Annotated in this window: 14 protein-coding genes; 9 read left to right on the plus strand and 5 right to left on the minus strand. The window is 54.5% G+C overall.

The annotated features are described in order from the left end of the window. Positions 1-121 precede the first annotated feature (121 nt). The gene (locus EDF78_RS10825; protein ID WP_131693664.1) at positions 122-1,348 is read left to right on the plus strand and encodes an MFS transporter; all 1,227 of its coding nucleotides are present in this window, start codon (positions 122-124) and stop codon (positions 1,346-1,348) included. Here the strand turns inward: EDF78_RS10825 and EDF78_RS10830 are convergent. Both EDF78_RS10830 and EDF78_RS10835 read right to left on the minus strand, forming a co-directional pair. Continuing rightward, positions 1,345-1,854 carry a GNAT family N-acetyltransferase gene (locus tag EDF78_RS10830; RefSeq protein ID WP_095923875.1) on the minus strand — a complete coding sequence of 170 codons (510 nt, stop codon included), beginning with the start codon at positions 1,852-1,854 and terminating at the stop codon, positions 1,345-1,347. The genes EDF78_RS10825 and EDF78_RS10830 overlap by 4 nt on opposite strands. 511 nt (positions 1,855-2,365) lie before the next feature. Next, positions 2,366-4,216 carry a hypothetical protein gene (locus tag EDF78_RS10835; RefSeq protein WP_133823087.1) on the minus strand — a complete coding sequence of 617 codons (1,851 nt, stop codon included), beginning with the start codon at positions 4,214-4,216 and terminating at the stop codon, positions 2,366-2,368. A 263-nt stretch (positions 4,217-4,479) separates the two neighbouring features. Between EDF78_RS10835 and EDF78_RS10840 the strand changes: the two genes are divergently transcribed. Next, on the plus strand, positions 4,480-5,175 hold the full coding sequence (locus tag EDF78_RS10840) for a pirin family protein (RefSeq protein ID WP_133823088.1): 696 nt from the start codon (positions 4,480-4,482) through the stop codon (positions 5,173-5,175). Between the two features lie 62 nt (positions 5,176-5,237). Here the strand turns inward: EDF78_RS10840 and EDF78_RS10845 are convergent, their stop codons facing one another. Continuing rightward, positions 5,238-7,952, minus strand: a complete 2,715-nt coding sequence (locus tag EDF78_RS10845) for an autotransporter outer membrane beta-barrel domain-containing protein (protein WP_133823089.1) — start codon at positions 7,950-7,952, stop codon at positions 5,238-5,240. A 401-nt stretch (positions 7,953-8,353) separates the two neighbouring features. Here EDF78_RS10845 and EDF78_RS10850 point away from each other — a divergent pair, with 401 nt between their 5' ends. The 5 genes from EDF78_RS10850 to gntR all read left to right on the plus strand — a co-directional run bounded on the left by EDF78_RS10850 (position 8,354) and on the right by gntR (position 13,463). Next, on the plus strand, positions 8,354-8,677 hold the full coding sequence (locus EDF78_RS10850; protein WP_133823090.1) for a PTS sugar transporter subunit IIB: 324 nt from the start codon (positions 8,354-8,356) through the stop codon (positions 8,675-8,677). Continuing rightward, positions 8,674-10,002: a PTS sugar transporter subunit IIC gene (locus EDF78_RS10855; RefSeq protein WP_133823091.1), complete on the plus strand. Its 1,329-nt coding sequence runs from the start codon at positions 8,674-8,676 to the stop codon at positions 10,000-10,002. The genes EDF78_RS10850 and EDF78_RS10855 overlap by 4 nt, the downstream gene beginning before the upstream one ends. Positions 10,003-10,048: 46 nt before the next feature. Further along, entirely contained in the window at positions 10,049-11,431 is a 1,383-nt protein-coding gene (locus tag EDF78_RS10860; protein ID WP_095923868.1) for a glycoside hydrolase family 1 protein, read from the plus strand. A 13-nt stretch (positions 11,432-11,444) separates the two neighbouring features. Next, positions 11,445-12,362 (plus strand): LacI family DNA-binding transcriptional regulator, encoded by a 918-nt coding sequence (locus EDF78_RS10865; RefSeq protein ID WP_133823092.1) that lies wholly within the window; start codon positions 11,445-11,447, stop codon positions 12,360-12,362. A 105-nt stretch (positions 12,363-12,467) separates the two neighbouring features. Beyond that, a complete protein-coding gene (gntR, locus tag EDF78_RS10870) occupies positions 12,468-13,463 on the plus strand; it encodes a gluconate operon transcriptional repressor GntR (protein ID WP_095925235.1) in 996 nt (331 codons plus the stop codon). A 120-nt stretch (positions 13,464-13,583) separates the two neighbouring features. Here the strand turns inward: gntR and EDF78_RS10875 are convergent, their stop codons facing one another. Further along, on the minus strand, positions 13,584-14,099 hold the full coding sequence (locus EDF78_RS10875) for a gluconokinase (protein WP_095923866.1): 516 nt from the start codon (positions 14,097-14,099) through the stop codon (positions 13,584-13,586). 246 nt (positions 14,100-14,345) lie between these two features. Between EDF78_RS10875 and gntT the strand changes: the two genes are divergently transcribed. After that, positions 14,346-15,662 (plus strand): gluconate transporter, encoded by a 1,317-nt coding sequence (gntT, locus tag EDF78_RS10880; protein ID WP_095923865.1) that lies wholly within the window; start codon positions 14,346-14,348, stop codon positions 15,660-15,662. A gap of 63 nt (positions 15,663-15,725) precedes the next feature. Here gntT and EDF78_RS10885 read toward each other — a convergent pair whose 3' ends face one another. After that, positions 15,726-16,319 carry a YhgN family NAAT transporter gene (locus tag EDF78_RS10885; RefSeq protein ID WP_095923864.1) on the minus strand — a complete coding sequence of 198 codons (594 nt, stop codon included), beginning with the start codon at positions 16,317-16,319 and terminating at the stop codon, positions 15,726-15,728. Between the two features lie 221 nt (positions 16,320-16,540). Between EDF78_RS10885 and asd the strand changes: the two genes are divergently transcribed. After that, a complete protein-coding gene (asd, locus tag EDF78_RS10890; RefSeq protein ID WP_133823093.1) occupies positions 16,541-17,644 on the plus strand; it encodes an aspartate-semialdehyde dehydrogenase in 1,104 nt (367 codons plus the stop codon). The last annotated feature ends 242 nt before the right edge of the window (positions 17,645-17,886 follow it).

Genomic DNA, 17,886 nt, shown 5'->3' on the forward strand with positions numbered 1-17,886 from the left:
CGAAAGCTGAATAAAACAACGGTTCAATTTGTTGCGAAAGTCATCAATTACTAATAAAGTCAAAGACTCATTTACGGCTTCGTAACACGCCTGAACCTTCTTTCGTGAGACGCTGATTTCCATGCCTGAACCTGCTTCGCCCGACCTGACGTCCGCCAGTTCCTCAAAGACCACGCTGCGCATCCTCTCCATTCTGGTGTTTAACTTTGCCAACTATCTGACCATCGGCCTGCCGCTGGCGATCCTGCCGGGTTATGTGCATGAACACCTCGGCTATAGCGCGTTCTGGGCGGGGCTGGTGATCAGCCTGCAATACTTCGCGACGCTGCTGAGCCGTCCGTATGCCGGGCGTTATGCGGATAAAGTCGGGCCAAAAAGGGTGGTGATGTTCGGGCTGAGCGGCTGTCTGCTCAGTGGCGTGTTTTATCTGCTGGCATTGTGGTTTGACGCCTCACCGGCGGTCAGTCTGGCGCTGCTGTGTCTGGGACGGTTGCTGCTCGGTGCCGGGCAAAGTTTTGCCGGCACCGGGTCGACGCTGTGGGGCATCAGCGTGGTCGGATCCCTGCATATCGGCAAGGTGATTTCGTGGAGCGGCGTGGTGACGTACGGCGCGATGGCGATGGGTGCGCCGCTCGGCGTGCTGATTTTCAGCGCCGGTGGCCTGAGCCTGCTGTCACTGTGCATCATTCTGGTGGCGCTGGCGGCATTGATCACAGCGTGGCGTAAACCGCCGGTGACCGGCAAAGCCTCGACGCAAATCCCGTTCCGTCAGGTGTTAGGAAAAATACTGCCCTACGGCATGATGCTGGCGCTGGCTTCCACCGGTTTTGGCGTGATCGCCACCTTCATCACGTTGTTTTACGCCGCCAAAGGCTGGTCGGGCGCGGCGTTCTCCCTGACATTCTTCAGCGTGGCGTTTGTCGGTATGCGGCTGTTATTGCCCAACAGCATCAACCGTTTTGGCGGATTGCGCGTGGCGCTGGCCTGTTTTGTGGTAGAAATCGCCGGGCTGATGATAGTGTTTTTCGCGCCGACGGCGTGGGCGGCGATGGCGGGGGCGTTTATCACCGGCGTCGGGTTCTCGCTGGTTTATCCGGCGCTGGGCGTGGTGGCAGTCAAAAAATTGCCGCAGGAAAATCAGGGCAGCGCGCTGGCGACCTATTCGGCCTTTCTCGATTTATCGCTGGGGATCACCGGGCCGCTGGCCGGGGTGTTGATGACGCAGGCGGGAATCGATGCGATTTATCCCGGCTCGGCGCTGCTGGTGTTAATCGCGATGGCGCTGGTGGTGCGGTTGCTGTTACGTCAGCCCGCGCAGGACACCCGCGCCACGGTCAGTACAGATTAAGCCGGTGAGCGGACGCCGTGGATGCGCCCCATATGCAGCGTATCCACCAGTTCGCCGTCGCGCATCGCGTAGCACGGGCTGAGGCCTTCAACGCTGAATCCGAACTTTTTATACAGCCCGATCGCCACGTCATTATCGGCATAGACCGTCAGCTCGACGCGGGTCACATGCAGCCATTTGTCGCACAGCTCCAGGGCGGCGGCGATAAGCGCGCTGCCGACGCCTCTTCCCTGAAATTGCGTATCCACACCAATACCGAATGTGGCCACATGGCGGCGTCGCCAGGGCTGCTCGACCATCAGGGTCAGATTGCCCACCAGTTTGCCGTCGATACAGGCCACCAGCGCGAACCGGCCGGGCGCGGCATTGGCGAGCCGGTCTTCCCATAGCGTGGCAGGCGGGTAAGGGAGTTGCAGGGTGTCGCTGAAAACAGGAACCTGAGCGTATAGGTGTTGAAGCGCCTCTGCATCCCGGGCTTCAGCGTGACGAATGACTATTTCGCTCATGGCGACACTCCTCTTTTTGTGGTTACTGTTTGAATATCCTCTACATTTATCAGGAAAAGGAAAACTGTCAATCGAATGTTCGGTGAAAAATAATGCTTTACAAGTGCGAATGATAATGATTATTATTGCCATGCGTTCCGGGGATGGCCTCACACCAAGGTCAAACGGGTCCCCAATGAGCGCACGACATTGCTCACATTGCTTCCAGTATTACTTAGCCAGCCTTATGTGCTGGCTTTTTTTTCTTCATATTTTGAGCTGTGGATGCGTTGGCTGCGTTCGCTCACCCCGGTCACATACTTGTGTATGCTCCCGGGGATTCGCTTACTTGCCGCCTTACTCGGCCCATCCTTGGGCCTCGCCCCTGAAGGGGCCGCTGCAAGCAGCGTTCAAATCTGCTCCCGGCAGATTTGTCCACAACTCAAACTATTTCGAAAAAATTTCCTTTCATATTATGGGGTCGCTCGCTGGCCGCGTTCCTGCGACTCACATTCTTTCGAAAAATCCTGCTTCAGGGAAAACTCATATTCTGCTGCCATATCACCCGATCTCCGGCGGGCGGTTGGGCGATGACGGTGCTGCCGGATAGGCGGTTGTTGAGAAACATCAGTGAGCTGGCGGGTTGGGCGGTGACGTCGGTGAAATCCAATGTCGCCTGCGTCAGCGTTGAGGAAAGAATATCGATTTGCTTCGGCGCGGTGCCGGAGAGGGTGAAGCCAACCTGATTAAACTGTGACGCCTGAACCGACAGCGTGGCGGATTTCAGGATGAGCGGGGCAAATTCCGGGGTGGCATTGAAGATACAGCGGACAAAATTCAGCGGCGCGGTGCTGTCAAATGAATGCCCGTTGATGTCGTTAAACACCGTATCGGTAAAGGTGATTGCAGCGATCACGTTGCTCTGCACCATTGGCGCACCGTCCTCTTGCAGGGAAAACTGACACTGACGGATAACGTTCGGGCGCGCCGCGCGTTGCGATGCCTGACTGATGATCAGCGTGCGATCGGCGGTGCAGCCGGTCATCTGCAACCCGTCGGCATTCACCCACAACATCCCGGATTGCGGGATTGTCTCATTGGCGATCACCACCAGATCTTCCAGCGTCAGTTCGCTGACGGCAGAACGCGCGACAAACCACGGGCAGACGTGCTTGCGTACATTGATACGTTTGGCGCTGCCTCCCCAGGTGGCACCGGAGTTGGCGAAGGTCATCAGGCCGGAGTTGCCGGTATAGGTGAGATCATGTTCGTACTGACCGTGCGTGACGAACGGGCCTTTTTCCGCGCTCTGTCCGCTGGCGTGACAGTTTTCGACCAGGCAGTACGCCGATGCGGTGAAATCATTTAAATGCCGCGCGTTTGCGACGCTGCAATCACTGACATGACCGTACAGGCAATAGATTTGCTGCGTCAGATAACCGGCACCGCCAAAAGCGGTATTTGGCGGATTGATAAGGGAACATTGCTGCGTCAGATAATGGGTATTCCAGCGGCGCATCACCACCGGCCAGAAAGAACCTGTTGAATGAATGCCTGCCACATTGGCGTACACCGCGTATTCAAATGCCACCGGATGACTGCCGGTCAGCTGATCCTCTCCCGCGCCGGAGAACTGCATATTTTTGATGGTGACGAATTCCACCGGCTCGACTTTTTGCCAGCTGATCACCCTGCCCGCCAGCAGTTCCCAGCCGTTGTAATAGCTAATCTGAATATGCGTGCTGTCAGGAATGGCGATGATTTCCACCAGCTTTTGCAGCTCGCGCTCTGCCGCGCCTTTCACCGGTGCCACCTGAACCGCATACCAGTCGCCCACACTGAACAGTGACGAGTCGGCGACCGGGAAAATATCCGTCTGCTCCTGCAACGTTTCTGTCAGCGTGAAGGTGACGGGGGCGCCGGTGACGCTGCCCTGGAAAAACAGCACGGCAGCAAACGGATCATTGGCCGGTGCGCTGGCAATGCCGGTGGTGAAAACGCGGTTGTTCTGAAAATCCAGCGTGATATCTGAACGGGAGAAACGATGGCGGCGCTGAAAGAGCAAATCCGTGAACGCAAGAATCTGTGTAATTGCCGGATCATTCACTAACGCATCCAGCGCATCGTCGGCGGGTTGATCGGCATTGAGAATGCCGAAAGTACGGAAATCGCCCACGCCCTGATGAATAAGCCGCCAGCGCCCGTTGGCCGAATGGTCAGAACTGATCACGGTGCCGTTATTGGCGGGCAGATCGCAGTTATTGTCCCAGTGATAATGGCCGCCGCCGCCGTCACCGGCCTGAAAATAACCATTAACAAAAATATTATGATCCAGATGATTTTTGAGATTCTTCAATGCGGAGACAGAATTGACTGTTTTCATGAGGGGATCCTTTTGAGGCTCAGGGGTGAGCCACTTTATTTTGTTATATCTCCGTGTTTTCAACCACAATATGCGGCCCTGTACGGGCTGGCACAACGGATGCTGTATTTATCAGGAGGTTATTCTGCTCGATATTTTCTTCAAATCCTTTGGAATGCGCCGCCTGCATTTGTTCATATTTTTTGAACAGAGGAGTGAAGTTTTTACGCTTTCTTATTCTCAGCCGTTGACTAGACTAGAGAAAACATTGAGGAGAGTTGAACATGATTTACTTACGCAAAGCACAAGAACGCGGTCACGCAAGTCACGGCTGGCTGGAAAGCTGGCATACCTTCTCTTTCGCCGATTACTACGATGCCCAGTTTATGGGGTTCTCCGCGCTGCGGGTGATCAATGAAGATTTCATCGACGCGGGGCAGGGTTTTGGTAAGCATCCGCATAAAGACATGGAAATTCTGACCTACGTGCTGGAAGGCACCGTGGAACATCAGGACAGCATGGGCAACAAAGAGCAGATTCAGGCCGGTGAATTCCAGATTATGAGCGCCGGTACCGGCGTGACGCACTCTGAGTACAACGGCAACAGCGACCGTAAACTGCACCTGTATCAGATCTGGATTATCCCGAACCAGAAAGGGCTGGAACCGCGTTATGAACAACGCATGTTCGATGCGCCGCAGGGTCGCCAGCTGGTGCTTTCACCGGATGCCCGTGATGGCTCGCTGAAAGTGTTCCAGGATATGGAATTGTCCCGCTGGGCGCTGAAAAAAGACGAACAGTCTGTTTATCAGATCCAGGCTGAACGCCGCGTGTGGATCCAGGTGGTGAAAGGCACGGTTTCCATTAACGGCCAGAAAGCCGGGGCGAGCGATGCGCTGGCGATCTGGGATGAAACGGCACTGTCGGTTCACGCCGATGAGGACAGCGAAATCCTGCTGTTTGACCTGCCGCCGGTCTGATCACAGGTGATTCAAAACGTAAGGCGATGCAATGGCATCGCCTTTTTTGCGTCCTGAATTCATTATTTAAAGCTGACATTAATGCCGATATTGCCCCGGTAACCTTCCTGTTTACCGTCAAAGCCCCGCGTATAACTCACACTGGTATAAAACGTGGCGTTTTTGCTCACCGGCGCGGTGATCCCGCCGCCCGCCTTCCAGGTGCTTTGCGTGAAATCAGGCGAAATGCGGGTACTGCCGATGGTGACGGCCGGCGCATCGCTGAATGTCGATACCGCATCAAGGTTCAGGTACGGCGTTATGTTGGGCTGACCGGCCTGTGGCTGATGCGAAAGCCGCAAGCCGCCCCGCGCCTGAACGCTGTTGTCCGTGGTTTTGTTTACCGTGGCAATGCCGTCATTAAACCCTTTCATATGCAAATACTGATAAATCACCTGCACCTGCGGTTCGAGTCGCCAGCTTTGAGTTATCGCCAACGGAATGCCGCTCTCGGCTGACAACGCCACGCCGTACCCGTCCTGTTTGGCATCGTTTTCACTGTGGAAATCGGTGTGGTAATCGGTAATCTGTCCGACAAAATCCAGATACGCGCCGTCGTTGGTTTTCAGGGTGTAATAGCCCCCGACGCCGTAAGCATCGGTCGACACATCTCCGGTATCGGCGGATTCCCCGACCAGCCTGCGTGCGCTGTCCGAACTGCCGGTTTTCTGGTCGCCCAGCGAAATCATCACCCCGGCATGCACCGTGTTGCCGCGCGGCGTGTCATCCTGATACAAATCCTTGCCGATCTGGATATAGCGAATGTCGCTGTCAAAACTGAAACGACCGACATCATAATTATCATGCGACCCGCCGACGCGCCCCCAGGTCCCGTCCTGACTGCGTTTCACACTGTCGCCGGTACGTTCATGGTAAGACCCCATCGAGTTAAAACCGTACTGCCGGTTAAGGAAGGGCGAAGCAATATATCCGACGACATCCGTCCGGTAGGCGATCACCGGCTTAGGCGTGGGCTGCGGTGTCGGGTCGGGCGTCGGATCCGGGTCAGGTGTCGGATCAGGCACCGGTTCCGGCGGCGGCACCGGCTCGAGATAAGTGCGTAAATACCAGTCTTTCGACGAGGTCGGGCTGCCTTTATACAGGTAATAATCAAACGCCCCTGCGCTGACTTTTTTCAGCAGTTTCAGCGAGGACGTATCAGCGCCATCGACCTGCACCAGCCGGATGCCGTCGCCCTGCGTCAGCGCACCGCTGCCGCCGGTATTGCGGACCAGCACGCCAAATTGTCCGCTGGCGTTGCCGGTAATGTGCAGTAAATCGGTCGGGGAATCATCACTGCCAAGCCGGGTATTCAGGTTCAATGCCCCGTTGCCGGACAGCGTATTCGCGGTCAGCGTGCGAAAACTGTCCTGCTGAGGCTGAGTGAAGTTCAGCAGACTGTTATCCATCGAGACATTACCCAGCACGGAATCGCCGGTCAGATTCCACACCGACTGATTATTCAGCGCCAGCGAACTGAGGTTTTGCACCGCGCCGGTCAGTACGGAGGCGTCCAGCGTCATGTTCGTTTTCGCGGTGGTGGCATTGATAATGTTGCCGATAATCTGGCTTTGATCACTGACATTCACCGTGGTGGTGCCGTTGCCGGCAAAGGTCATGGCCGCGTTAATGCCTGAAATACGGGTGGCGTTATCGATGACCAATTGAGCATTACCGTCGTAAATCTTGCTGATGCCGACATTGCCGCTGGTGATGGTTGAATTATCAAGGCGAAGTTTTTGTAATTCATTCTCCGTCATCGGAGCGGCTTGCAGGTCGATACCCTTAGAAGTATCACCTGGCGTAGAAATACGCATTCCATTTTCCAGTATCAGATCATTGGCACCGATCACGGTTATCCCGTTAGTCATGGGGGCCTGAGTGGTGATGGAGCCACCGCTGATCTGCACATTACTGCCGTTTTCTACCATCATGCCGTTGGCATATTGCCCGGATGTTTCGATATCGACATCGCTCATTTTCAGGTTACCGAAGTCCACTATCACGGCATTGCTTTGATCACTCTTTGTGATGATGGTGCCGCGCTCATAAGTGACATTTGAAAAACGTTCATTGGAACCTTCGATCGTTATTCCCTGACGAACCTGAGACAAAAGTGACGTATTCAGTAATGTTGCATCAGAATTACTGATAACAATGGCCGAACTATTGGACGTTCCCCCCAGATGATTCACCGTTAAACCAACGGCATTCAGTGTGGACTCATTATTCACTTCCAAGGCATTGTCCGCATTACGGGCATTAACGGTGGCATTAATCATATTCGCCGTGGCGTTACTATTAATCACCACTGCCGCACTGTTAGAATTAAGGGTCGCGTCGTTGATATTTAAAACACTGCCTGCATCTTGTATCGTTACCGCATGGGAAATTTCCCCGGACTGACTGTTGTGATTAATCACGGAATCTTTTCCGATATTAATGACACCGCCATTTTGCGCGACAAGCGAGGAGCCAAGCTGGCTGCCGGACGCGTTGAACGTGTTAGCCAGGAACGTCAGTTGTGCACCGTTATTGACCATGATTCCGTATTTTATCAGCGGGTTATCAGCAACGATGTTTTCGTTATCCTTGGTGGAAAAGGTCAGCTTTTGATTGTTCGTCAGCAGCAATGGCAGGGTGTAATTTGCCGCACTGGCGCTCATGACGGCAATATTGGGCAGGCAACACGCCAGCAGAATACATCGTGTTATTTTACAGGTGTTAAACGCCGGCATCAGGCATTCCTTAAAGATAATAAGCGGTGAATGCCGGACAATGTATTCATTAATCCTCAGGGCATAAAATCATTCAATATCAATTTTTCATTGTTTTTCGCCGGTGAGATTAATAGGGTTTTATGTTGTTTATTGGCGGAATAAATCAGAGGGATGATACCCGGTGTGAGAGTGCGGTGATAATTGTGAGGCGGCATTTTCCCTTAGCTGCTCTTTTTCTCTCTGCGAAAGACATTTACGCAAAATGTGAAACATTTCACATCGCCGGACAAACGGCATGAAATTTTATGAACAGGCTCGCACATTTCCCCTGAAGGCATGGAAACCGGTTTCCATAACGCCTCAAATACCCTCAGCAAGAAGAAACGGGCAGAACATAAATCATCTGGGAGTGAAGCAAAATGAAAAGAATCATGCTTTGTTGTTCGGCGGGGATGTCGACCAGTTTGTTGGTGCGCAAAATGAAAGAAGTGGCGGCAGAGCGCGGCGAAGAAGTGCAGATCGATGCCTTCGGTGCCAGCGAATTTGACGAAAAATTCCGTGATTATCAGGTGGTGTTGCTCGGGCCGCAGGTGCGTTACATGCAGGCTGATTTATCCAAAAGAGCCGCAGAATTTAATATTCCGGTCGAGACCATCAACATGATGGATTATGGCATGCAGCGCGGCGACAACGTGCTGGACTTCGCTTACGGCCTGATCGCACGGGAAGGAAGCCGCGTATGAGTGGTCTCTATCAGGCGATGGTTAACGTCATCGAAAAACACATCACGCCACTGGCGGGCAGCGTCGGCCAACAGCGGCATGTCATTGCCATCCGCGACGGCTTTATCGCGGCGCTGCCGTTTATGATTATCGGCTCGTTCATGCTGGTGTTTATCTTCCCGCCTTTCTCGCCGGACACCACCTGGAGCTTCGCGCGCGGCTGGCTGGACCTGTCGCTGAAATACCGCGAACAGCTGATGCTGCCGTGGTATCTGAGCATGGGCGTGATGACCTTCTTCATCTCCGTTGGCATCGGGGCGAGTCTCGGCAAGCATTACAAACTCGACCCGATCATGACCGGTTTGCTGGCCTTTATGGCGTTCCTGCTGGTCGCCGCGCCGTACCATGACAAGCAAATCTCCACCCAATATTTCTCCGGCGAAGGTATCTTCACCGCCATTCTGACGGCGATTTATGCCGCCGAAGTGTATGCGCTGCTCAAACGCCGCAACATCACTATCCGCCTGCCGAAAGAAGTGCCGACCGGCGTGGCGCGTTCGTTTGAAATCCTGATCCCGGTGGTGGTGATTGTCGCCACATTACATCCGCTGAACCTGTTTATTCAGTCGACAACCGGCATGATTATTCCTGAAGCGATCATGCATTTGCTGGCACCGCTGGTGTCCGCCTCGGATTCCCTGCCGGCGATTTTGATCTCGGTATTTATCTGCCAGGTGCTGTGGTTTGCCGGTATTCACGGTGCGCTGATTGTTACCGGCATCATGAACCCGTTCTGGATGACTAATCTGGCGCTCAATCAGACCGCATTGCAGGCCGGTGCGCCGCTGCCACACATTTATCTGCAAGGATTCTGGGATCACTATCTGCTGATTGGTGGCGTCGGTTCGACCCTGCCGCTGGCGATTTTACTGCTGTGCAGCAAAGCCGTGCACCTGCGCACCATTGGCCGCATGGGCGTGGTGCCAAGCTTCTTTAACATCAACGAACCGATCCTGTTCGGCACGCCGATTATCATGAATCCGGTGTTCTTCCTGCCGTTCACGCTGGTGCCGATGCTTAACGCTGTCTTTGCCTACACCGCCACCAAACTGGGCTGGGTTGCACAAGTGGTCTCGCTCACACCCTGGACAACACCTGCGCCGATTGGTGCGTCATGGGCCGCAAACTGGGCATTCAGTCCGGTAATTATGTGCCTGTTCTGTATGGTGTTATCAGCCGTAATGTACTACCCGTTCCTGAAAGCCTATGAACGTACGTTGCTGAAACAGGAAGCGGAAAAAGCCACGGCACAGACGGCGGGCAATGCCGTGCCGGCGAATTCTTAACCATTCACAGTTAAAAACGTAAAGCTAACGGACAGCGAGGATGACGATGAAATACGCATTTCCAAAAGAATTCTGGTGGGGCAGTGCCAGCTCAGCGCCGCAGACGGAAGGTGAAACACTGAGCCACGGCAAAAGCGCGACGGTATGGGATCACTGGTATTCACAGCAGCCAACACGTTTTCACAACGACGTCGGCCCGCAGGAGACCTCCACGTTTTACAAGAACTGGCGTGAAGATATCGCCCTGCTGAAACAGCTGAATCACAACACGTTTCGCACCTCGATTTCCTGGGCGCGTTTGATCCCCAACGGAAGGGGTGACGTGAATCAGGAAGCGGTGACGTTTTATAATCAGGTGATCGACGAAATGCTGGCGCAGGGCGTGCAGCCGTTTATCAATCTGTTCCACTTCGATATGCCGATGGCGATGCAGGAAATCGGCGGCTGGGAAAACCGCGACGTGGTGCAGGCGTATGAAAAATATGCCGATACCTGTTTTGAACTGTTCGGCGACCGCGTGAAGCACTGGTTTACCTTCAACGAACCGGTCGTGCCGGTGGAAGGTGGCTATCTGTATGATTTCCATTACCCGAACGTGGTGGATTTCAAACGGGCGGCCACCGTGGCGTATCACACCATGCTGGCGCATTCGCTGGCGGTGAAAGCTTATCGCGCCCGTCATCTCAGCGGCGAAATCGGCATTATCCTCAACCTGACGCCGTCTTATCCGCGTTCGCAAAACCCGGCTGACCTGAAAGCCGCCAACATTGCAGACCTGATGTTTAACCGCAGTTTCCTCGATCCGGCGCTGCGCGGTGAATATCCGCAGGAACTGGTGGAATTGCTGAAAAAACACGATCAGCTTCCGGCGTGTCAGCAGGGCGATAAAGAACTGCTGCAGCAGGGCGTGGTGGATTTACTCGGCATCAACTATTACCAGCCGCGCCGCATTCAGTGTCGCGACAGTATGGTCAATCCGGAAAGTCCGTTTATGCCGGAATGGTTCTTCGATAACTACGTGATGCCGGGACGTAAAATGAACCCGCACCGTGGCTGGGAAATCTACGAGCAGGGCATTTACGATATCCTCACCAATCTGCGTGAAAACTACGGCAATCCGCGCTGTTTCATTTCCGAAAATGGCATGGGCGTGGAGCATGAATTGCGCTTTGAAAAGGATGGCCGCATTGAGGATGATTACCGCATTGAGTTCGTCAGCGGGCATCTGAAATGGCTGCATCGTGCTTTACAGGAAGGCAGCGGTTGTCTGGGTTATCACATGTGGACATTTATTGATTGCTGGTCATGGATGAATGCCTATAAAAACCGGTATGGTTTCATTCAGCTGGATCTGGAAACGCAGAAACGTACTGTGAAGAAAAGCGGCGAATGGTTTGCGGCGGTGTCTAAAAATAACGGTTTCGATTAACACAAGGAAAGACATGGCAAACATTAACGACGTTTCGCGGCTGGCGAAGGTGTCGAAAGCGACGGTGTCCCGTGTCCTGAGTGGCAGCCGCGGTGTGAAAGAGGAAAGCCGCCTGGCCGTAATGCAGGCGGTGGAAATGCTGCAATACAAACCGAGCGTGATCGCGCAGTCGCTGTCCACGCAATCCACCGGCTGTATCGGGGTGATTTGTGCGACGGAAAACATTAACCAGTCCACCGGTTATCTGCACGCGCTGGAAAAAGAGTTACGGCTGAACCAGAAATATCTGTTGCTGCGCTTTGCCACCGACGCGGCGAGCCTGACGCACTCTGTGGACGAAATTGGCCGCGGCCTGTGCGATGCGATGATTGTGATCGGCGCGCGTTTTGCGTTGCCAAAACTGCCCGAAAACGTCATCACCATTGACTGTCTCGATGCGGATTCAGAGCGCAGCATTCATTTTGACCGCAGCTTCGCGGCCGAAACTGCCTGTCAGTATGTGCTGAAACAAGGGCGCAGACAGATTGCCCTGATCAATCCGGAAAGTCAGGAAGCGGCAGGGCAGATCCTTCAGGGGTATCATCTGGCGCTGGAGAAATTTCTGCTGCCTTATGACCGGCGGCTGGTGCACAGCGGCGCACAGGCGCTGACGCAGTTGCTGGCGCAGAACGTGCCGTTCAACGCGCTGCTGGTGCCGGACGACGCCATCGCGCAGGATGCGCTTCGTCAGCTGATGCAGCACGGGCGCAGCGTTCCCGAAAACGTGATGGTCGTCAGCCTCGGCAGCACGTTGCCACCGGGGGGTTCGGCGGTTCCGGCGATTGCGTATCCGCTGGAGACACTGGCGCAACGTGCCATGGCGCTGCTGGCCGGGCAGTTTTCTGCCAGCCTCAGCGCACCGGTTCGCGGCCAGCTTTCCCTCCCTTCCTGACAAACCTCTCATGTCGCGCAGCAACGGATATCCGCCTGCGCGATTGTTTGCTAACATCACAGTCTGATCCCTTAACCTTTCAGCGGCACCATCTCATTGATGAATATCAAGAAAAAAAGACCCGTACTCCAGGATGTTGCCGATAAAGTGGGCGTCACCAAAATGACGGTCAGCCGTTATTTGCGCAATCCTGAACAGGTTTCCGGCGCGTTGCAGGAAAAGATTTCTGCGGCGCTCGATGAGCTGGGTTACATCCCCAACCGCGCACCGGACATTCTTTCGAACGCCAAAAGCCGCGCCATCGGCGTGCTGCTGCCGTCGCTGACTAACCAGGTGTTCGCGGAAGTGCTGCGCGGCATCGAAAGCGTGACCGATATTCACGGCTACCAGACCATGCTGGCGCACTACGGCTACAGTCAGGAGCGCGAAGAACAGCGTCTGACCTCGCTGCTTTCCTACAATATTGACGGGCTTATTCTTTCCGAACGCCATCACACGGCGCGAACGCTGAAGATGATTGAAGTGGCCGGTATTCCGGTGGTGGAAATGATGGACTGCGTGTCGCCGTGTGTGGATCTGGCGGTGGGTTTTAATAACTTCGAAGCGGCACGGCAGATGACCCAGCAAATTATCGCGCACGGGCACCGCCATGTGGTGTACTTCGGCGCCCGTCAGGACGAACGAACCATCATCAAACAGCAGGGGTACGAGCAGGCGATGCGCGAATCCGGGCTGGAACCGTACAGCGTGATGACCAGCCGTTCCTCAAGTTACAGCGGTGGCGCGGAATTACTGCGTCAGGCTCAAAAAGACTGGCCGCAAATCGACAGTATTTTCTGCACCAACGATGACCTCGCGGCGGGCGCATTCTTTGAATGCCAGCGTCAGGGGCTGAAAATCCCGTCCCAAATGGCGATTGCCGGTTTCCACGGACACAACATGGGACAGGCGATGGAGCCGCCGCTGGCCAGCGTGCTCACACCACGCGAAAGAATGGGGCAGATTTCTGCTGAACGCCTGCTGGCAAGATTACGTGGCGAAGAAGTAGTGCCGAGGATGGTGGATGTCGGGTTCACCATCTCGGCAGGCCGAAGCATCTAATCTTTTACTCCTTCCCCTCTCACGAGGGGAAGGCTGGGATGGGGTGTGGGTTTTGCAGAAGACAGCGCTGCCATTAAAACCCCCTCCCGACCTCCCCCTTCGCAGGGGGAGGAGAAAGTCTTACTTCTGTACCGTCTTCAAAGCCGCGATACAACGATCCACCACACCTTCAAACTTGTGATCGATATTCACGCGCAACACATCCGGCTCATCTTCGCCCGGCTCTTCGAGGGCATCGAACTGGCTGCGCAGTAAATCGGTCGGCATGAAATGTCCGGCGCGGGCTTTCAGGCGCTCAGCAATCACATCAAAACTGCCTTTCATGTAGATGAACACCATGCCTTCGTTGTCTTTACGCAGCGCGTCGCGGTAGCGGCGTTTCAGCGCAGAACAGACAATAATGCCGGTTTCATTTTTATGGCGCAGGCTGTAGGCCGCGTCATTCAGGCGCAATAACCACGGCGCACGGTCGTCGTCGTTCAGTGGCGTGCCGCTGGCCATTTTCTGAATATTGGCGCGGGGATGAAGATCATCGCCGTCGATAAATTTCGCGTTAATTTCACGGGCCAGTGCCGCGCCGACGGTGGATTTACCGCTGCCTGACACGCCCATCAGAATGATGCTTTGTCCTGCCATAAGTATGATCTCTATCCCAAAATGAACATTTTGACTGCGTAGTGAGTCCTAATATTAGCATGTTACCGGTATCATGATACCGGTAACAAATGGAGATGTGACTAATATCACAAAGGAATGCACTGCTGTTTTAGCGGTCGCGGTCTGTACCCGTTGCACTGTTAATTCCTACAACATCTTGAAAATTAAAAACAATGCGTCACCCGGTTTTTTGACATACCGCCGTGACAGCATGAGGGGAAAAATATGCCATTAGTTATTGTAGCGGTGGGTGTCGCACTGCTGTTGTTACTTATGATCCGATTCAAGCTTAATGGCTTCATTGCACTGATTCTCGTCGCGCTGGCGGTGGGGATCATGCAGGGAATGCCGGTCGATAAAGTCATCACCTCGATCAAAAACGGGGTGGGCGGCACGCTGGGAAGTCTGGCGCTGATCATGGGCTTCGGGGCCATGCTCGGTAAAATGCTGGCGGATTGCGGGGGCGCACAACGTATCGCCACCACGCTTATCGAAAAATTTGGTCGCGAACACATTCAGTGGGCGATCGTGCTGACCGGTTTCATCGTCGGTTTTGCGCTGTTCTATGAAGTCGGGTTCGTGCTGATGCTGCCGCTGGTCTTCACCGTGGCAGCGGCGGCGCGTCTGCCACTGCTGTACGTCGGTGTGCCGATGGCGGCGGCGTTATCCGTCACCCACGGTTTCCTGCCTCCGCACCCTGGCCCGACGGCGATTGCCACCATTTTCCATGCCGATATGGGTAAAACCCTGTTGTTCGGTTCACTGCTGGCGGTGCCGACCGTGATCCTGGCCGGTCCGGTTTATGCACGCTTCCTGAAAGGTATCGACAAACCGGTGCCGGAAGGTCTGTTCAATCCGAAAACCTTCACGGAAGAAGAGATGCCGGGCTTTGGCGTCAGCGTCGCGACGTCACTGGTGCCGGTTATCCTGATGGCATTCCGCGCGGTCTGCGAAATGATCCTGCCGAAAGGCCATCCGGTGCTGGCGTATGCTGAGTTCTTCGGCGACCCGGTAATGGCCACGCTGATTGCGGTGCTGATCGCTATCTTCACCTTCGGCCTGAACCGTGGCCGTAAGATGGATGAAGTGATGGCGACCGTGAGCGATTCCATCAAAATCATCGCGATGATGTTGTTAATCATTGGCGGTGGCGGGGCGTTCAAACAGGTGCTGGTAGACAGCGGGATTGAAAAATATATCGCTGCCCTGATGCACGGCAGCAACCTGTCGCCGATCCTGCTGGCCTGGTCCATTGCCGCTGTGCTGCGTATCGCACTGGGTTCCGCCACCGTGGCGGCCATTACCGCAGGCGGTATCGCCGCGCCACTGATCGCCACGACCGGCGTCAGTCCTGAGCTGATGGTGATCGCCGTCGGTTCAGGCAGCGTGATTTTCTCGCACGTCAACGATCCGGGTTTCTGGCTGTTCAAGGAGTACTTCAACCTGAGCATCGTCGAAACCTTCAAATCCTGGTCGGTGCTGGAAACCATCATCTCCCTGTGTGGTCTGGGCGGATGCCTGCTGCTGTCGATGGTCGTCTGACGGCATATTGTTAGCATAAAAAAGGCGAGCCAGATGGCTCGCCTTTTTCGTTTCCTGTTGTCGCTAAATCTTCAAATACGCCCTGATCCCGTCGAGGAACATTTGCGTTGAGAGCATGACCAGAATCAGGCCCATCAGGCGTTCGAGGGCGCTGACGCCTTTGTCGCCGAGCAGGCGCAGGAACAGGTTGGACAGCAACAGGATGGCCATCGACAGTCCCCAGGCGATAAACAGGGCCAGCGTCAGGTGGCTCATCTGATTCGGGTACTGGTGCGAAAGCAACATCAGCGTGGCGAGGATCGACGGACCGGCGACCAGCGGGATCGCCATCGGCACCAGGAAGGGTTCTTCACCGGCAGGCAGGCCGCTGCTGCTTTTCTCTTCCGACGGGAAAATCATTTTGATGGCAATCAGGAACAGAATAATACCGCCGGAAATCGACACGGTTTCGGTGCGCAGATTCAGGAACGACAGGATTTTTTCCCCGGCGAACAGAAAAATCAGCATCAGGATCAGGGCGATCAGCATTTCGCGGATCAACACCACACGGCGGCGTTTCGGGTCGAGATGTTTTAATACCGACATGAAAATCGGTAAGTTGCCCAGCGGATCCATAATTAAAAACAGCAATATGGTTGCTGAAATCATTTCGGTCATGACTACCTCAGAATAATTCGGCTTAAAACGCCTGTTATAAGTCGTGCTGCTATTAAAGGCTGCACTATTGATTAAATTCACTTGCCACTTTTGGTGCATTTTGTAAGGTGGTAGACCCGCGCGTTAACGGGGCACAGTGCAGCAAAACAGGCACTCTCTTAGTGCAGGCGCGCGTTCGAGCCGTTTTAAGCAGTTATCACCCTCAGGGCAGGACAGATATTATGAAAAATGTAGGTTTCGTTGGCTGGCGTGGAATGGTCGGTTCTGTACTCATGCAACGCATGATTGAAGAACGCGATTTCGACGCTATCCGTCCGGTATTCTTCTCCACCTCTCAGCACGGTCAGGCCGCGCCTTCTTTCACGGGTCAGTCTGGAACCTTGCAGGATGCCTATGATCTGGACGCTCTGAGCGCACTGGACATTATCATCACCTGTCAGGGCGGCGATTATACCAATGAAATCTATCCGAAGCTGCGTGAAATCGGTTGGTCCGGCTACTGGATTGACGCAGCATCCTCTCTGAGAATGGAAGATGACGCGATAATCATCCTCGACCCGGTGAACAGCGCCTTGATCCACCAGGGCATCGACAAAGGCATTAAAACTTTTGTGGGCGGTAACTGTACCGTCAGCCTGATGCTGATGTCGCTCGGCGGCCTGTTTGCCAATGACCTGATCGAGTGGGCGTCTGTCGCCACCTATCAGGCGGCGTCCGGCGGCGGTGCGCGTCACATGCGTGAACTGCTGACCCAGATGGGCATGCTGCATAACAGCGTGGCGAAAGAGCTGGAAAACCCGGCATCGGCCATTCTGGATATCGAACGTAACGTGACGGCGCTGACCCGCAGCGGCACGTTGCCGACCGATAACTTCGGTGTTCCGCTGGCGGGCGGTCTGATCCCGTGGATCGACAAACAGCTCGATAACGGCCAGACCAAAGAAGAATGGAAAGGTCAGGCGGAAACCAACAAAATCCTCGGCACTTCCGGCATTATTCCGGTGGATGGCCTGTGTGTGCGCATCGGCGCGCTGCGTTGCCACAGCCAGGCGTTCACGCTGAAACTGAAAAAAGACGTGTCGATCCCGGAAATCGAACAGATGCTGGCATCGCACAATGACTGGGTTCGCGTGATCCCGAATGACCGTGAACTGTCGATGCGTGAACTGACACCGGCAGCAGTCACCGGCACCATGAACACCCCGGTGGGCCGTCTGCGTAAACTGAATATGGGCCCGCAATATCTGTCTGCGTTCACCGTCGGTGACCAGCTGCTGTGGGGCGCGGCAGAGCCGTTGCGCCGCATGTTAAGGATCTTACTCTGACGGGAAAACTGCCCTGTTTTCTTTGAGATGATTTCCCACGGGACACCAGCACGGTGTCCCGTTTTTGTATCTGCCATCCCTCACTTCACCCTTTATCCGCCTTTTTCCAGCGCAACTCTCTGAATTTCATTTTGCGAAAAATTCCTCGGTTTCTTCACGCTGATTTTTCGAACCTTTGTCTATGCTTAGTAGAAGAGCTCTGCCTCTTTGAGAAGCTGAAATAAGCACTTATTTGGAAATTG

Origin of the sequence: Rahnella sp. BIGb0236 (assembly GCF_004364755.1) — a bacterium.
Classification (GTDB): Bacteria; Pseudomonadota; Gammaproteobacteria; order Enterobacterales; family Enterobacteriaceae; genus Rahnella; species Rahnella victoriana.